The 12699-nt window shown below is 69.5% G+C and carries 14 protein-coding genes; 5 read left to right on the top strand and 9 right to left on the bottom strand.

The genetic code is table 11. The features are described from left to right. Positions 1-73: 73 nt before the first annotated feature. Positions 74-2044: a propionate catabolism operon regulatory protein PrpR gene (prpR, locus tag AC07X5_RS10865; RefSeq protein ID WP_494770146.1), complete on the bottom strand. Its 1971-nt coding sequence runs from the start codon at positions 2042-2044 to the stop codon at positions 74-76. Positions 2045-2305: 261 nt separating this feature from the next. Here prpR and AC07X5_RS10860 point away from each other — a divergent pair, with 261 nt between their 5' ends. From AC07X5_RS10860 to AC07X5_RS10850, 3 genes are all read left to right on the top strand, one after another. Then, a complete protein-coding gene (locus tag AC07X5_RS10860; protein ID WP_494770429.1) occupies positions 2306-3217 on the top strand; it encodes a Bug family tripartite tricarboxylate transporter substrate binding protein in 912 nt (303 codons plus the stop codon). Between the two features lie 41 nt (positions 3218-3258). Further along, the gene (locus AC07X5_RS10855) at positions 3259-4119 is read left to right on the top strand and encodes an isocitrate lyase/PEP mutase family protein (protein ID WP_494770145.1); all 861 of its coding nucleotides are present in this window, start codon (positions 3259-3261) and stop codon (positions 4117-4119) included. 133 nt (positions 4120-4252) lie between these two features. After that, positions 4253-4717, top strand: a complete 465-nt coding sequence (locus AC07X5_RS10850; RefSeq protein ID WP_494770144.1) for a group III truncated hemoglobin — start codon at positions 4253-4255, stop codon at positions 4715-4717. A gap of 21 nt (positions 4718-4738) precedes the next feature. Here the strand turns inward: AC07X5_RS10850 and AC07X5_RS10845 are convergent, their stop codons facing one another. Genes AC07X5_RS10845 through AC07X5_RS10835 form a run of 3 tightly spaced genes read right to left on the bottom strand, consistent with a single transcriptional unit; the run spans position 4739 to position 6078 of the window. Further along, positions 4739-5413 (bottom strand): hypothetical protein, encoded by a 675-nt coding sequence (locus AC07X5_RS10845; RefSeq protein WP_494770143.1) that lies wholly within the window; start codon positions 5411-5413, stop codon positions 4739-4741. A 16-nt stretch (positions 5414-5429) separates the two neighbouring features. Beyond that, on the bottom strand, positions 5430-5603 hold the full coding sequence (locus AC07X5_RS10840) for a LiaI-LiaF-like domain-containing protein (protein ID WP_494770142.1): 174 nt from the start codon (positions 5601-5603) through the stop codon (positions 5430-5432). Positions 5604-5655: 52 nt separating this feature from the next. Beyond that, positions 5656-6078: a hypothetical protein gene (locus AC07X5_RS10835; RefSeq protein ID WP_494770141.1), complete on the bottom strand. Its 423-nt coding sequence runs from the start codon at positions 6076-6078 to the stop codon at positions 5656-5658. 180 nt (positions 6079-6258) lie between these two features. Here AC07X5_RS10835 and AC07X5_RS10830 point away from each other — a divergent pair, with 180 nt between their 5' ends. Both AC07X5_RS10830 and AC07X5_RS10825 read left to right on the top strand, forming a co-directional pair. After that, on the top strand, positions 6259-7293 hold the full coding sequence (locus AC07X5_RS10830; protein WP_494770140.1) for a serine hydrolase domain-containing protein: 1035 nt from the start codon (positions 6259-6261) through the stop codon (positions 7291-7293). A 17-nt stretch (positions 7294-7310) separates the two neighbouring features. Continuing rightward, positions 7311-9932 (top strand): DUF7825 domain-containing protein, encoded by a 2622-nt coding sequence (locus AC07X5_RS10825; RefSeq protein WP_494770139.1) that lies wholly within the window; start codon positions 7311-7313, stop codon positions 9930-9932. Here AC07X5_RS10825 and AC07X5_RS10820 read toward each other — a convergent pair. The 5 genes from AC07X5_RS10820 to AC07X5_RS10800 form a co-directional block, all read right to left on the bottom strand. Beyond that, complete coding sequence (locus AC07X5_RS10820) at positions 9913-10383, bottom strand: hypothetical protein (RefSeq protein ID WP_494609975.1); 471 nt, start codon at positions 10381-10383, stop codon at positions 9913-9915. The genes AC07X5_RS10825 and AC07X5_RS10820 overlap by 20 nt on opposite strands. Before the next feature lie 4 nt (positions 10384-10387). Continuing rightward, a complete protein-coding gene (locus tag AC07X5_RS10815; RefSeq protein WP_409954778.1) occupies positions 10388-10807 on the bottom strand; it encodes a hypothetical protein in 420 nt (139 codons plus the stop codon). Positions 10808-10900: 93 nt separating this feature from the next. Further along, positions 10901-12130 carry a GAF domain-containing sensor histidine kinase gene (locus AC07X5_RS10810; protein WP_494770138.1) on the bottom strand — a complete coding sequence of 410 codons (1230 nt, stop codon included), beginning with the start codon at positions 12128-12130 and terminating at the stop codon, positions 10901-10903. 101 nt (positions 12131-12231) lie between these two features. Continuing rightward, positions 12232-12417 carry a hypothetical protein gene (locus AC07X5_RS10805; protein ID WP_494770137.1) on the bottom strand — a complete coding sequence of 62 codons (186 nt, stop codon included), beginning with the start codon at positions 12415-12417 and terminating at the stop codon, positions 12232-12234. A gap of 95 nt (positions 12418-12512) precedes the next feature. Beyond that, positions 12513-12677, bottom strand: coding sequence for a hypothetical protein (locus tag AC07X5_RS10800; RefSeq protein WP_494770136.1), 165 nt, complete (start codon positions 12675-12677; stop codon positions 12513-12515). Between the last annotated feature and the right edge of the window lie 22 nt (positions 12678-12699).

Raw genomic sequence — 12699 nt, 5'->3', positions numbered from 1 at the left:
CCAACCCCCAATTGGATAGAGTACTTGGCTACGAACCAAGGGGTCTTGAGTCTGCTCCCTGCGCAGCACACTCTTACGCCTTGGCCTCTTCCTCCCGCAACCTCCGCCACAGCGTCGACCGGCTGATGCCCAGCAGGGCGCAGGCCTCGTCCTGATCTCCCTGCACCGACTGCAGCACCTCGCGCACCCGCTGGCGCTCTGCTGCCATGCGCGCGCCCTTGAGCAGGCGCTCGCGCACGGGTGCCGGGCGCTGTTGCGTGCATTCGGGAAACACCTCCAGCAGCCGCGCGCGGTCCAGCCGCCCGCCCGGGGCCAGCCAAGCGTGGCAGGCCAGCAGGCGCTCGACCAGGTTCTCCAGCTCGCGCACATTGCCGGGCCAGCCGTAGCCTGCGGCCAGGTCCAGCAGCGCGGCCAGCCAGGCCGTGGCCTGCGCCTGCGGCACGCCCGCTGCGGCCGTGCGGCGCGCCAGCAGGCTGGTGGCCAGTGCGGCGATGTCGCCCGCGCGCTCGCGCAGGGGCGGGGTGGCGATGCGCAGCACCGCCAGGCGGTAGTACAGGTCGCGCCGGAACAGGCCGCGCTCCACCTGGGCCGCCAGGTCGGCATGGGTGGCCGCGATCACGCGCAGGTCCACCGGCACCGCCGCGGTGGCCCCCAGGCGCAGCACCTCGCGCTCCTGCAGCACGCGCAGCAACCGGGTCTGCAGGGCCAGCGGCATGTCGCCGATCTCGTCGAGGAACAGGGTGCCCGTGTGGGCGGCCTCGATCAGCCCGGTCTTGCCGCCGCGCCGCGCGCCGGTGAAGGCGCCTTCTTCATAGCCGAACAACTCGCTCTCGAGCAGGCTTTCGCTGAGCGCGGCGCAGTTCACCGCCAGAAAGGGCTGGCTCGCGCGCCGGCTGGCGGCGTGGATGCCCTGGGCCACCAGTTCCTTGCCCGTGCCGCTTTCGCCGGTGACGAGCACTGTGGCATCGCTGGCCGCGCACTGCAGCGCCAGTTCGCGCACGCGCCGGGCGGCGGGGCTGGTGCCGGCAAAGGCCTCGATGCGGTAGCGCGCGGGCGCGCCGCGCTGGCGCTGGTTGGCGCGCAGGTGGCGGTCGGCGCGCTGGATGACGGCCGGGTCGCGGCACACCAGCAGGGCGCCGGTGACCTCGCCGCCCTCGATGATGGGCGCGCGCCGCACGACCAGGGTGCGCGCGCCGATCTGCAGCACCTCTTCGGCCGGGGCTTCGTCTTGCAGCCGCAGCGTGGCGCCCAGGTCGAGCACGGGGTCCACCTCACTGAGCACGCGGCCGGCCAGCTGCGCAGCGGGGGCACCCAGCAGTTGGGCCATGGTGGGGTTCAGGGCCTCGATGCGCTGGCGCGTGTCCACTGCGACCACGCCGTCCTGCAACTGGCCGAGGATGGTGCCCAGGCGTTCGTGGCGCGCGCGCTCCGCACGGCTGTGGCGGGCCAGGTGCACGGCATCGTGCAGCGCCTGGCGCACGGCCTCGTCCGAGTACATGAGCACGCTGGCGATGCCGGCCTGCTCCGCCAGGTCGGACACCAGGCCCGGCGCCACCACCGCCCCCACCCCGGCCGCGCATAGGGCCTCCACGCAGGCGGGCGCGTCCTCCGGGTTGCGGTAGCTGAACTGGGCAATGCCCATGCCGAACAGCGCATCGAGCTGGGCCAGGTGCTGCGACGGCCCGTCGAACGACACCAGCCCCACCCGGGGCGACAGGGCCCGCGCCGCGGCCAGCGCACGCATCAGGTCAAAGCCCCGCACCTCCACCATGGCCACCGGAATGTCCAGGTGCTGGCGCAGCCACTCGCCGCTGGCACCCGCGGCCACCACGGCATCCACGGGGCTTTCGGCATGCAGGGCCCGCACCGCCGCCACGGCCTCGTCGAAGGCCTGGCCCACGAGTTCGATCTGCGCCTGCGCCGCCACCTCGGGCACCAGGCGTGCCAGCACCCGGCCCAGGCGATGCCGGGCCACGGCGACGATGCGCAGGGGCCGGGTGGCCGGCGGCACTAAGTGGGTCGGGGCGAGGCTTGGAGTGTTCATGTCAATTCATTTCATTGTCTCACTATTGAAATGAAAATGAATCAACGGCATCCGAATGCCCCGTAGAAATTCGAAAAAAGTGCTTATGAATCAATAGCTTGAAGTCTCATCTACGGAACAGCAGCCGGTGGCACACTGATTGCAGAAATGGTGGAGCGAATCCGCGACCCCTTCATCCAACAACAGGAGACATCCATGAACCACTTCCGCCGCCGCACCCTGCTGGCCTGCGCAGCTGCCGCCGCCGCCTGCGCCCTGCCCATGGCGGCACAGGCCCAGGCCTGGCCGGCCAAGACCATCCGCTTCGTCGTGCCGTTCTCGTCCGGCGGGGCCAACGACCTGATGGCGCGTGCCGCGGCCGAAGGCGCCGCCAAGGCGCTGGGCCAGCCGGTCATCATCGACAACCGCCCCGGCGCGGGCGGCTCGCTGGGGGCAGACCTGGTGGCCAAGAGCGCGCCCGACGGCTACACCTTCCTGATCAGCGCGGCCGGCGTCATCTCCAACAGCATGATCAAAAAGTCCCTGCCCTTCAAGGACGAGGACCTGGTGCCCGTGGCCATGATCGGCCTGGCGCCCTCGGTGGTGGTGGTGCCCAAGTCGGCGCCGTACGAGAACCTGCGTGACTTCGTCGAGGCATCGAAGAAGGGCGTGGGCTTCAACTTCGCCACGGCCGGCACCGGCAGCACGCCCCACTTCGTGGCCGAGATGCTCAACGTGAAATACGGCGCCAAGCTGCAGCCCGTGCCCTACAAGAGCGGCTCAGAGAGCACCACCGCCGTGCTGGGCGGGCAGGTGGACGGCACGTCCGAGGCCAGCATCATCGCGCTGCCGCACATCCGCGGCGACGGCAAGTTCAAGGCCCTGGCCACCACCTGGACGCAGCGCATCTCGGCCTATCCGCAACTGTCTACTGCAGTGGAGCAAGGCTTTCCTGAGCTGCAGATCGCCCATTGGGCCGGCCTGCACGCACCGCGCGGCACGCCCGCCGAGATCCTGGACAAGGTGGCCGCCGCCGTGGACAAGGCCATGCAGGACCCCGCCGCCGCCGCCAAGCTCAAGGGCATGGGGATCGAGCCCATTGGCGGCACGCGCGCGGAGTTCGTGAAGTTCGTCGATGCCGAACGCAAGCGCCTGGGCGAGATCGTCAAGGCCGCGCAGATGCAGGAGAAGTGAGCCGCGCTCCCTCCGCCTATCGTTCCTCTTCCCTTAGAACCATGAATACCAAGCAGCAACTGCGCGCCCTGGTCGAGGCGCGTCGCGGCACCCTCGTGCCGGGGGCCTTCAACGCCCTCTCGGCCCGGGTCATCGAAGACCTGGGCTACGAGGCCCTGTACATCACCGGTGCGGGCGTCACCAACATGTGGTTCGGCATGCCGGACCAGGGCTTCGTGGGTCTTTCCGAGATGGCCGAGCACACGGCCCGCATCCGCGACGCGGTGGGCCTGCCGCTCATCGTCGATGCCGACACCGGCTTCGGCAACGCACTCAACGTGCGCCACACCGTGCGCACGCTGGAGCGCGCGGGTGCCGACTGCATCCAGTTCGAGGACCAGGTCGCACCCAAGCGCTGCGGGCACTTTGCGGGCAAGGACGTGATCAGCACCGAAGAGGCCGTCAGCAAGATCAAGGCCGCCGCCGATGCACGGCAGGACAGCGACCTCTTGATCCTGGCGCGCACCGATGCCTGCGCCGTGCACGGCTTCGAGGCGGCTGTCGAGCGCGCGCAGCGTTTTGCCGAAGCGGGCGCCGACATCCTCTTCGTCGAAGCCGTCACCACGGCCGACGAGATCCGCACCCTGCCCCAGCGGCTGGCCCGCCCCCAGCTCATGAACATGGTGGTGGGCGGCAAGACCCCCATCTTCAGCGCCGACGAACTGGCCGGCCTGGGCTATGGGCTGGTGCTCTATGCCAACGCCGCCCTGCAGGGCGCCGTCGCCGGCATGCAGAAGGCGCTGACGGCGCTGCGCGACAACCGGCAGTTGCAGGAAGACCCGGCCCTGGTGGCGCCGTTCGCCGAACGCCAGCGACTCGTGGGCAAGCCGGCCTGGGACGCGCTGGAGCGGCGCTACAGCTGAGGGTGCGCCCAGGGCTGTACCCTAGGCCTCCCTTGCGCCAGGTCAAAGAGACCACCAGCACCATGGTCAAAATAGAGATTCATTTGAATACCTCTTAAAATAAACATATAAAATGCATCTTTAAAGGACCGCCATGAACGCCCGTGATCCCGCCGCCTTCCACCCAGGCCCCGAAGCGACGACGATTCACCTGGAGCCCAGCGCCGACAGCATGGCCACGCTGGTGCATGCTTTCTACGCCGATGTGCGCGCACACCCGCTGCTGGGCCCGGTGTTCGAAGCCGCGCTGCATGGCCGCTGGGACGAGCACCTGGCGCGGCTGGTGGACTTCTGGTGCACGGTGGCGCTGGGGCAGCGGCGCTTCAAGGGCGGCGACGTGTTCGGCAAGCACATGGCGCTTTCGGGCGTCACGCCCGCGCACTTTGCCGCCTGGGTGGGGCTGTGGCAACAGCACACCAGCCGCCTGTTCGCGCCCGACTTTGCGCAGGAGCTGCAGATTGCGGCGCATGGCATTGCGCGCAATCTGTTCCGTGGGTACTTCGGGGCAGAGCCCGCTTTCGCGGAGGCACGCGAGAGGGATACGGCACCCCACGGGTGACCGCCCCCCGTGGCAGGCGGGCTACTCCGCCGGCTGCACGGCCTGCAGGCCGCGCCGGACTACGGCCAGACTCGCCTCGGGCAGCAGTGCATCCGCAGAACCCAGCTGGGCCGCCAACAGGGAGCGGCGCAGTTCCAATTCGGCCAGGGTAGCGCTGGCGCGGGTGACGGATTCCTTCATCGCGGCCTCGGCGTCGTCGCTCTGGCCAAAGGCCTTTTCCATGCGCTCCAGCAGCGCGGGCCGGTCGCTGTCGCGGGCATCCTTGAGCTCGGCCGCAATGCGCGCGCCCTCGCGGTCCAGCGCCTCGGCATGCGTGGCCTTGCGGCGCGCGTCCTGCAAGTCTTTCACCAGGCTCTGCGCTGCCTTGAGGTAGTTCAGTGACGCCGTGGCCAGTTCAGGCCGGGCCGATGCGTCGATGCGCTGCAGCGCCGCGGCGGCGGCACCCACAGCGGCAGCGGCCTCGTCCGCCTGCTGGAACAGGCCGGTTGCGGCCGGGGCCTGGAAATCCGCCAGCAGCTCCACGCTGCGGCCCGCACGCCCGCTGGCGCCCTGCACCTGAGCGCTGACCGCCTCCACCAGCCTGCCCGGCGCCAGCTTCTCTGCCGCGCCCGCCCCTGCAGCCAGCGCCAGTGCCGCCACCAGCGCCGCAGCCATCCTCTTGCCCATCACCGCATCCCCTGGAAAAAAAGCGGCCATGGTAGCGGATGCCAGGCTACTTGCCCTTGGTGCCCGGGGTGAAGAACAAGGCCACGCCGATGGCGATCAGCGCCACCGGCCACCAGGTCAGCAGCAGCTCCTTGAGGCTGATGCTGATGAGCCCCAGGTTGGTCAGCAGGAAGAACACCCCCAGCACGACCAGAACGATTGCAGCGACATTCCCCTTCATGGCAGTTCCTCCAAAATTGTGGCGGACCGCTGGATGCGGACTCTGCCAGCCATTATGGGGCTACGGAGGCTGCCGAGCGCAGCACTGCCAGGTGCGCGCCCAGCACGCAGCAGGCCGGCGTGACGAAGATGCCCGCCAGGTTGAACCACAGCGGCAGCTCGCTCCAGAAGGCAAAGCCCACCAGCGTGCTCAGCAGGCCCACGGCCAGTCCGTTGAAATAGGGGTAGATGACCGCGATGCGCGCCGCGACATGGCCCCCCAGCACGCTGACCAGCGCGCCCAGCACCATGCTCCAGACCAGGTAGCCGTCGTCATCGGCCAGATCGGCCAGCGCCTGGATGATCTGTTCCTCGCTCTGCCCTTCCATGGCCAGCAGCATGCCTTGCAGCGACACCAGCAGCACGCCGGCAAGGATGGACAGGGCCAGCAACAGCGAGGTGCCCACGACAAGGGCCTTGAAGTTGATTCGGTTCACCGTAAACGCTTTCAGGGTGGGTAGTGGGCGTAATGTACTGCGCACAGGCGCCGGCTTTTTTGCAAGCACGCGGCGTGCCCGGCCAAGCGTTTGGATAGTATCGGCAACACAACCAGTCCATTGGAAGGAGGGCATCCGATGCAGGCAATGGCAAGAATCAGTGCACCGTGGCGGCGGTTCGTGGGCATCGCCTTGGTGCTCCTGGCAGGCCAAGCAGCGGCCGCGCCAGCCACGGCCCCGGTGCCCGGTGCCGAGTGGGACAGCATCGCATCCCCAGAAGCGGTGGGCTGGTCCGCCCCGAAACTGGCGCAGGTGCGCGAGTACTCCAAAGGCATCGGCACGTCGGCCATGGTGTTGGTGGTCAACGGCCAGGTGCTCGATGAGTGGGGCCGTACGCGGGACCGCTCGGACATCCGGTCCATCCGCAAGAGCATCCTGAACGGGCTGGTGGGCATGGCCGTCGGCGAAGGCAAGCTGCGCCTGGACGCCACCCTGGCCGAGCTGAGCATCGACGACAACGCGCCTTCGCTGACCGAGGCTGAAAAACGCGCCACTGTGGGCGACCTGCTCAAAGCCCGCTCCGGTGTGTACCACCCCACCCTGTACGAGACTCCGGCCATGGCACAGGCCCGCCCGGCACGCGGCAGCCACCCGCCAGGGAGTTTTTGGTACTACAACAATTGGGACTTCAATGCGCTCAACACCATCTACGAAGCGCAGGCCAAGACCCGCTTCTACGCCGCCTTCACCGAGCGCCTGGCCCAGCCGCTGCAGATGCAGGACTGGCGCATGCAGGACGGCGCGTACTTCACGGGTGAGGCGTCTGTACACGCCGCCTACCCCATGCACATGTCGGCCCGCGACCTGGCGCGCTTCGGGCTGCTGTACCTGCGCGGCGGCCAATGGGGTGGCAAGCAACTGATCCCGGCCGCATGGATCCAGCAAAGCCTGCAGCCCTATTCCGATGCCGGGGAGGACGGCGGCTACGGCCACCTGTGGTGGGTTGCGGTGGACGGGCGCCACCTGCCGGGCGTCCGGGTGCCGGAGGGCACGTTTTCGGCCCAGGGCTTCGGCGGGCACATGGTGGTTGTGGTGCCGTCCCATGACCTGGTGGTGGTGCACCGCGTGGACACCGACATTCCCGGCAATGTGATGAGCGATGTGCTGTTAGGGCAGCTTCTGCAGCGCATCCTCGATGCCCGCCTGGGCAAGTGAGCCAGAATCGACCGCCCATGCTCCAGTTCGCCCACACCTACCGCTATGCCGAGCGCTCGTCCGTGGATGTGGGGAGCGGCGCCGCACCGCACCTGCGCCTGGCCACCTCGTCGCCCGGCGAGGTCGCGCACCCGCATTTCTTCGAGGGCCGGCTGCACCAGCCGCAACTGGCCGCGCAGCTGCTGAGCGCCGTGCACCTGCTCGTGGGCTCGCGCTTTTTCACGCCGGCCAACAGCGTGGCCAAGGCCGTTGCGCTGGCCGACCCGGTCGTCACGGCGGGCAGCGGCATGCTGCGGCTCGAGGGTTTTTCGGCCTGCTGCAGCACCTACATCCGCGTGGACCTGGAGCCGGCCGCCTATGCTGGCGACATCGTCGGCAAGGGCACGACCAATATCGACTTCAACGCGCCCATGCGCGCCGCGCTGGCCCAGGTGCGCGATGCCGACGGGCTGGCCCTGTCGGTGGGCAGTGCCGCCTTCACGCTGCACAGCGGTGGCGCGCAGGTGGTGGAGAAGAAGGTGGAGCTGCCCCTGCGCTGGCTGCGCAGCATGGTGGCGGTGCAGACCTACCAGTCGGCCATGCGCAAGGTGTTCGAGGTGGATGCCATACCGGCACTGCGCTTTGTGCGGGGCCTGCCCCGGGCCTCGACCAGCAAGACGCCGCTGTGGGTGGTGGCCGGCCCGCAAGGCCTGCGCACCACGGCGCAGAACGATGGCGGCGGCGTGCGCTTCACCGACAGCAGCCGGCTGCGTGTGCTCGAAAACCTGCTGCCCAAGGCCGAGGCCGCCACGCCCTTGGTTTCAGCCACGGCCAAGGGCCAGGTGCTGGCAGCGCTGGGGCTGCTGGGCCAGGTGGCGAAGAACGATGCGGCCCTGGCCCACCAGGCCAGCGGCATTGCCGCGCTGGCCCTGGGCCACACCGCGGCCGATGTGCACAAGAAGGCCATCGCCTTCCTCGCAAAATGGGGCCTGGACGATGCGGGCCGAGAGCTGGCACGCGGCTACCTGTCCTTTGTCTCGGCCGTCAACCGGCCGGCGCTGGCCGCGCTGGTGGGCGAGGCCGATGCAGCGCCGACGGCCATGGCTGCGGCCACCCCCGGGCCCGCACAGGCACCACGCAGGATCTCGCCACTGGATGCCAGCCGCGCGCTGGCCCCGCTGGAGTGGGTCGCCGACGTGGTCGAGCGCATGGCCTATGTACTTGAGAACCCGGCCGATGTGGACGAGTGGGAGCGCGTTGCAGGGGCCCTGGTGCGGCTGGCGCCCATCACCGCCGCGGACAAGGCGGCCTTTCTGGCGCTGCAAAAGCGCAGCCGCAAGCTGGAGTGGCCTGCCAAACCCCTGCCCTTCGCGCTGGCCCGCGTGATGGCCGCTGCGGTGGATGGCGAGGGCACGGCCGAGGACGTGATGCGGGTGCCTGGCGATGCACCCACCCGCGCGGAGCACTTCATCGGTCCGCGCGTGCAGGGCCTCATCGCCCAGGCGCTCGCAGGCCAGGGCCTCACGCCTCTGTCCACGCCCACGCACCGGGGTGGCTTCATCGATCCGCGGCAACTGGTGCAGCGCATCCAGGCACAACTGCGCGCCGGGGTCATGGCCCCCCTGTCCGAACAGGTACTGGCGCTGATGCGGCTGGTGCCGGCCCCCATGGACGAGACGGCGGCGCGCACCGCGCTCGCAGAGGCGCAAGGCCTCACAGCCCCCGCCCCGCTGGTACAGGCACTGCGCTACGCACTGGGCGATGGCACGGTCAAGGTGCCGGCGGACGCTGCAGCACGCCCTCTGTTCCTCGCCGCCGCACGCGTGCGCTCACCCCACGCGGACGATGCCCCCACGCTCGCTGCCTATGGCGACCTGGGCCCGGACGGCCCACTGCACCCTCGCCTGGGCTGGCATGTCCTGAGCCGCAGCACCGAGTACGGGTACACCTTCCACCACCTGTACCTCAGACACCAACCCGCGCTGCAGCCGCAGGAGCACGCGCAGCCCCACCACACCGCCCTGGCCCTGTGCGCCAAGCACCTGGCCGATACGCGCTGGAGCACCGAGCACGAGGCGGCCCACATCCGCTTTGCCGCCAGCCTGCTGCCCTCGGGCCTGGAGCCGCTGTTTGCCGAGGCCGCACGCACCATGGGCAACAATGTGGATTGGAACGAGGCACAGTGGCAGAACCGCGCCTACCTCGACCTGCTGCTGGAGCCCACCACCCCGCTCACACCCATGGCCGTGCTGCTGCTGGCCGTGGCCCTGGCCGGCAAGGAGCCCGGGCAGGCGGCTCTGGCCGTGGATGCGCTGGTGCAGGGCGTGCAGGACGGGCGGCTCGATGTCCATGCCCTGGGGCGCACGCTGGCAAGCCTATGGGCCACACCCCTGGTCAAGGGCCCGCGCTATGCCAAGAGCCTGGCCGCCGCGGCCCAGGCGCATGCGGCCATGCGGGTGGCCGTATTCACCCTGCTCTGCGCGATGCTGGAAGAGCCCATGACCACCTGGCGCAAGGACCAGGCGCCCCTGCTGGAGCTGTTGCTCGAGCTGCACCTGGCGCAGGGCCTGGCCCTGCCGGCCAGCACCACGGCCGCCCTGGCCGCCATGAAGCTGGGCGGCAAGGGCAAGGCGGCCCAGCTCAAGCTGCTGGGCCGCTAGCGTAGCTCAGGCCCGCGCTGGCCATGAAGCCCTTGGGGTCGAAACGGCTCCAGGCCTCACCCCAGGGAAAGGACACCGAATGGTTTCCGAAATTGCGGCCCAGTTGCTGGTGCAGCACGCGGCGTACGAAGGCGATTTCGTTGTCGATGGCCTTCTGCGTGGGCCAGCCGTCCTCCTCCTGGGCGCCGGGCAGGCCCACGCCCATGAGCACCATGTTCAGCAGGCCCTCGTGGAAGCCCACCGACAACCAGCACGGCATGCCGCCGAAGTCGAAACCGCTGAAGGACGACCACGCGTAGCCATTGCCATGGTCGTGCGTGCCCTTGAAGAACTCCGCCATCCGCGCTTCGGCCTGCGCCTTGGCCAGCCCCTGGTGCCAGGATCGGCCCGAGGGCTGCAGCACCAGGGCCCCGTCGTCGGGGGCTATCACCAGGGCTTCGCGTTGGGGCATGCGCTCAGCGGCTGCGCCGCGCCACCAGCCAGCCCCCGAACCAGCAGCCCGCCACGGTGAAGAAGGCATTGGCCAGGTCGAACCACCAGTCCCAGCCCGAACCGGTGCCGATGGCCAGGCCGATGGAGATGGCGGTGAGCAAAAGCGCCACCACCAGGTTGTTGGCATACGGGTGCGCCGGCGCCAGCCGCGCCGTGACGTAGCCGCCCGGTATGCACATGGCCCCGCCCGCCAGCAGCAGCGCCAGCGTGCCCAGGTTGCCGTCCAGGAACTCGGTCACCATCTGGGCCATCTGCGCGTCGCCCGCCCCCTGGGCCTGGAACCACCACGAGGCCAGGTACCACAGGCCATAGGCAATGGCGGGCAGGAGCAGCAGCATCAACACGACGCCGGCAAGGATGGCTTTGAAACTGAATCGGTGCACGAATGGCTTCCTTGGGTGCAGGGAGGAGGTTGGTTGCGCGATGGTACCCGCCCGGCCCGCGCATGGCACCATCGCCCGCGCCGGGGCACGGGCTTATGCCACCGTGCTTGCAGCAGGCCCCTGGGTGGCCGGCAGGCGTGCCGTGAAGCAGGTGCCGCTTTCGCGCGAAGAGCGCACCTGCAGCGTGCCGCCATGCGCACGCACGATCTGCGCGCAGATGTGCAGGCCCAGGCCCAGGCCGCCCCCGGGCGCACTCTCCACCGGGCGCCAGAAGGGCTCGAAGATCCGGTCGAGGTTGGCGGCCGCGATGGGCTCGCCGCCATTGGCGACTGCGATGGTGAGCCAGCCCTGGTCGAGCGAGACGTCCACGCCCACGGGCTGTTCGTTGCCACCGTAGGCGAGTGCATTGCCGAGCAGGTTGGACAGCAGTTGCTGCACGCGGCCCATATCGCAATCCACCACCCCGGACAGCCGGTACTGCTCCACGATCTGCGAGTCGGGGTGCGCGTCGCGCAACTCGCCCACCACCTGGCGCAACGCGGCCTGCAGGTCGGGCACCGCCTCGATGCGCACCCCCATGCCGGCGCCCAGCCGCGCGCGTGCGAAGTCGAGCACGTCGTCGATCAGGTGCGACATGCGCTGCGTGGTGGCGCGCAGCCGCTGGCCATAGCGGGCCACGGCGGCGTCGTCCTCGCGGCGCGCCAGGATCTCGCCGATGGCCCCCACCGAGGCCAGCGGGTTGCGCAGGTCATGCCCCAGCACGGCGATGAACTGGTCGCGCAGCTCGGCCGTGGCCTGTGCATCGAGCAGCGCGGTTTCGGTGGCCTCCTGGCGCTGCTCCACATCGAGCTGGCGCCCGATCAGCTCGGCGAAGCTCTGGAACATGGACACCGTCTTGGGGTTGGCCAGCTGGTTGGGGCTGGGGTCGATGGCGCACAGGTTGCCGAAGTAATCCCCATTGGGCCGCACGATGGGCACGGAGATGTAGCTCTCGATGTTGTACAGCCGCGGTGTGTGGTGCGTGGCGTAGGTCGGGTCGGTGCTGGCGTGGTCGAAGACCACGGGCTGGCGCGCGGCGCGCGACTCCTTGCACAGGGTGGTGTGCACGTCGAGCTGGCCGCCGGGCAGCAGGCCGAAGTTGATCTGGTCTTCCACCGCGCAGGCGGTCCAGGTGCCGTCGGTCACCCGCGCCACGGCGGCAAAGCGCATGCCGGTGTTGTCGCAGACGATGCGCAGCAGCGACGGCACGGCGCTGATGCGGGAGACGGCGGCAATGTCGCGGGCTATGGAGGCGGGGCTGTCGTCCACACGGGGCCTGGGCAAGGGATACGAGGCAGCCATTACAGCACGCATGCCAAAAGGCCGCTGTGTCCTGGGACATGGTCCGGCCCTCGCACCCCGGCCCCGGCGCTGCCGCCAGGGCCTCAATGCACCACACCGGACCTGGACACCACTGCGCGCTTGGCGACCCCCTTGCCGTGGCGCAGGAAACGGTGCTGCATGGACACGAACCTTTCGCCCCGGTGGGTGATGGACATCCCCGGCGCGAAGCGCAGGAAGGCCGCGAGCGACTTCTTGCAGACCCTGCCGTGCTCGGGGATCACGGGCATCCAGCCGCGCCAAGCAAGCTGGCTGGCGCGAGCCCGCTTTTTTTCACTGCTGCGTGGCGCGCATCGGCACGGCCAGCGATCTGCGCCTGGAAGTTCTATGCGGAGGAGCGGCCGTCGAGAATGCCGTTGGCCAGCTCCAGCAGCGGCTGCGTGAGGTCCGCATCCAGGCCGCTGGCCAGCAGTTGGTCCCGGGCCTGCCTGGCGACCGCGGCGGACTCTTCGGTGCGGCCGCTGGCACCCAGCAGGTCCGCCAGCAGCACCTCGAGCTACAGGCGCTGGAGC

The organism is Acidovorax sp. GW458-11-26-14-TSB4 (genome assembly GCF_059423865.1).
Note: the sequence above shows the minus strand (reverse complement) of the source record. Positions and strands in the feature narration are given on the sequence as shown.

Excerpts from the sequence above, each read along its gene's own strand:
- prpR (WP_494770146.1), bottom strand. The coding sequence starts at position 2,044 with ATGAACACTCCAAGCCTCGCCCCGACCCACTTAGTGCCGCCGGCCACC.
- AC07X5_RS10860 (WP_494770429.1), top strand. The coding sequence starts at position 2,306 with ATGGCGGCACAGGCCCAGGCCTGGCCGGCCAAGACCATCCGCTTCGTC.
- AC07X5_RS10855 (WP_494770145.1), top strand. The coding sequence starts at position 3,259 with ATGAATACCAAGCAGCAACTGCGCGCCCTGGTCGAGGCGCGTCGCGGC.
- AC07X5_RS10850 (WP_494770144.1), top strand. The coding sequence starts at position 4,253 with ATGAACGCCCGTGATCCCGCCGCCTTCCACCCAGGCCCCGAAGCGACG.
- AC07X5_RS10845 (WP_494770143.1), bottom strand. The coding sequence starts at position 5,413 with ATGGCCGCTTTTTTTCCAGGGGATGCGGTGATGGGCAAGAGGATGGCT.
- AC07X5_RS10840 (WP_494770142.1), bottom strand. The coding sequence starts at position 5,603 with ATGAAGGGGAATGTCGCTGCAATCGTTCTGGTCGTGCTGGGGGTGTTC.
- AC07X5_RS10825 (WP_494770139.1), top strand. The coding sequence starts at position 7,311 with ATGCTCCAGTTCGCCCACACCTACCGCTATGCCGAGCGCTCGTCCGTG.
- AC07X5_RS10820 (WP_494609975.1), bottom strand. The coding sequence starts at position 10,383 with ATGCCCCAACGCGAAGCCCTGGTGATAGCCCCCGACGACGGGGCCCTG.
- AC07X5_RS10805 (WP_494770137.1), bottom strand. The coding sequence starts at position 12,417 with ATGCCCGTGATCCCCGAGCACGGCAGGGTCTGCAAGAAGTCGCTCGCG.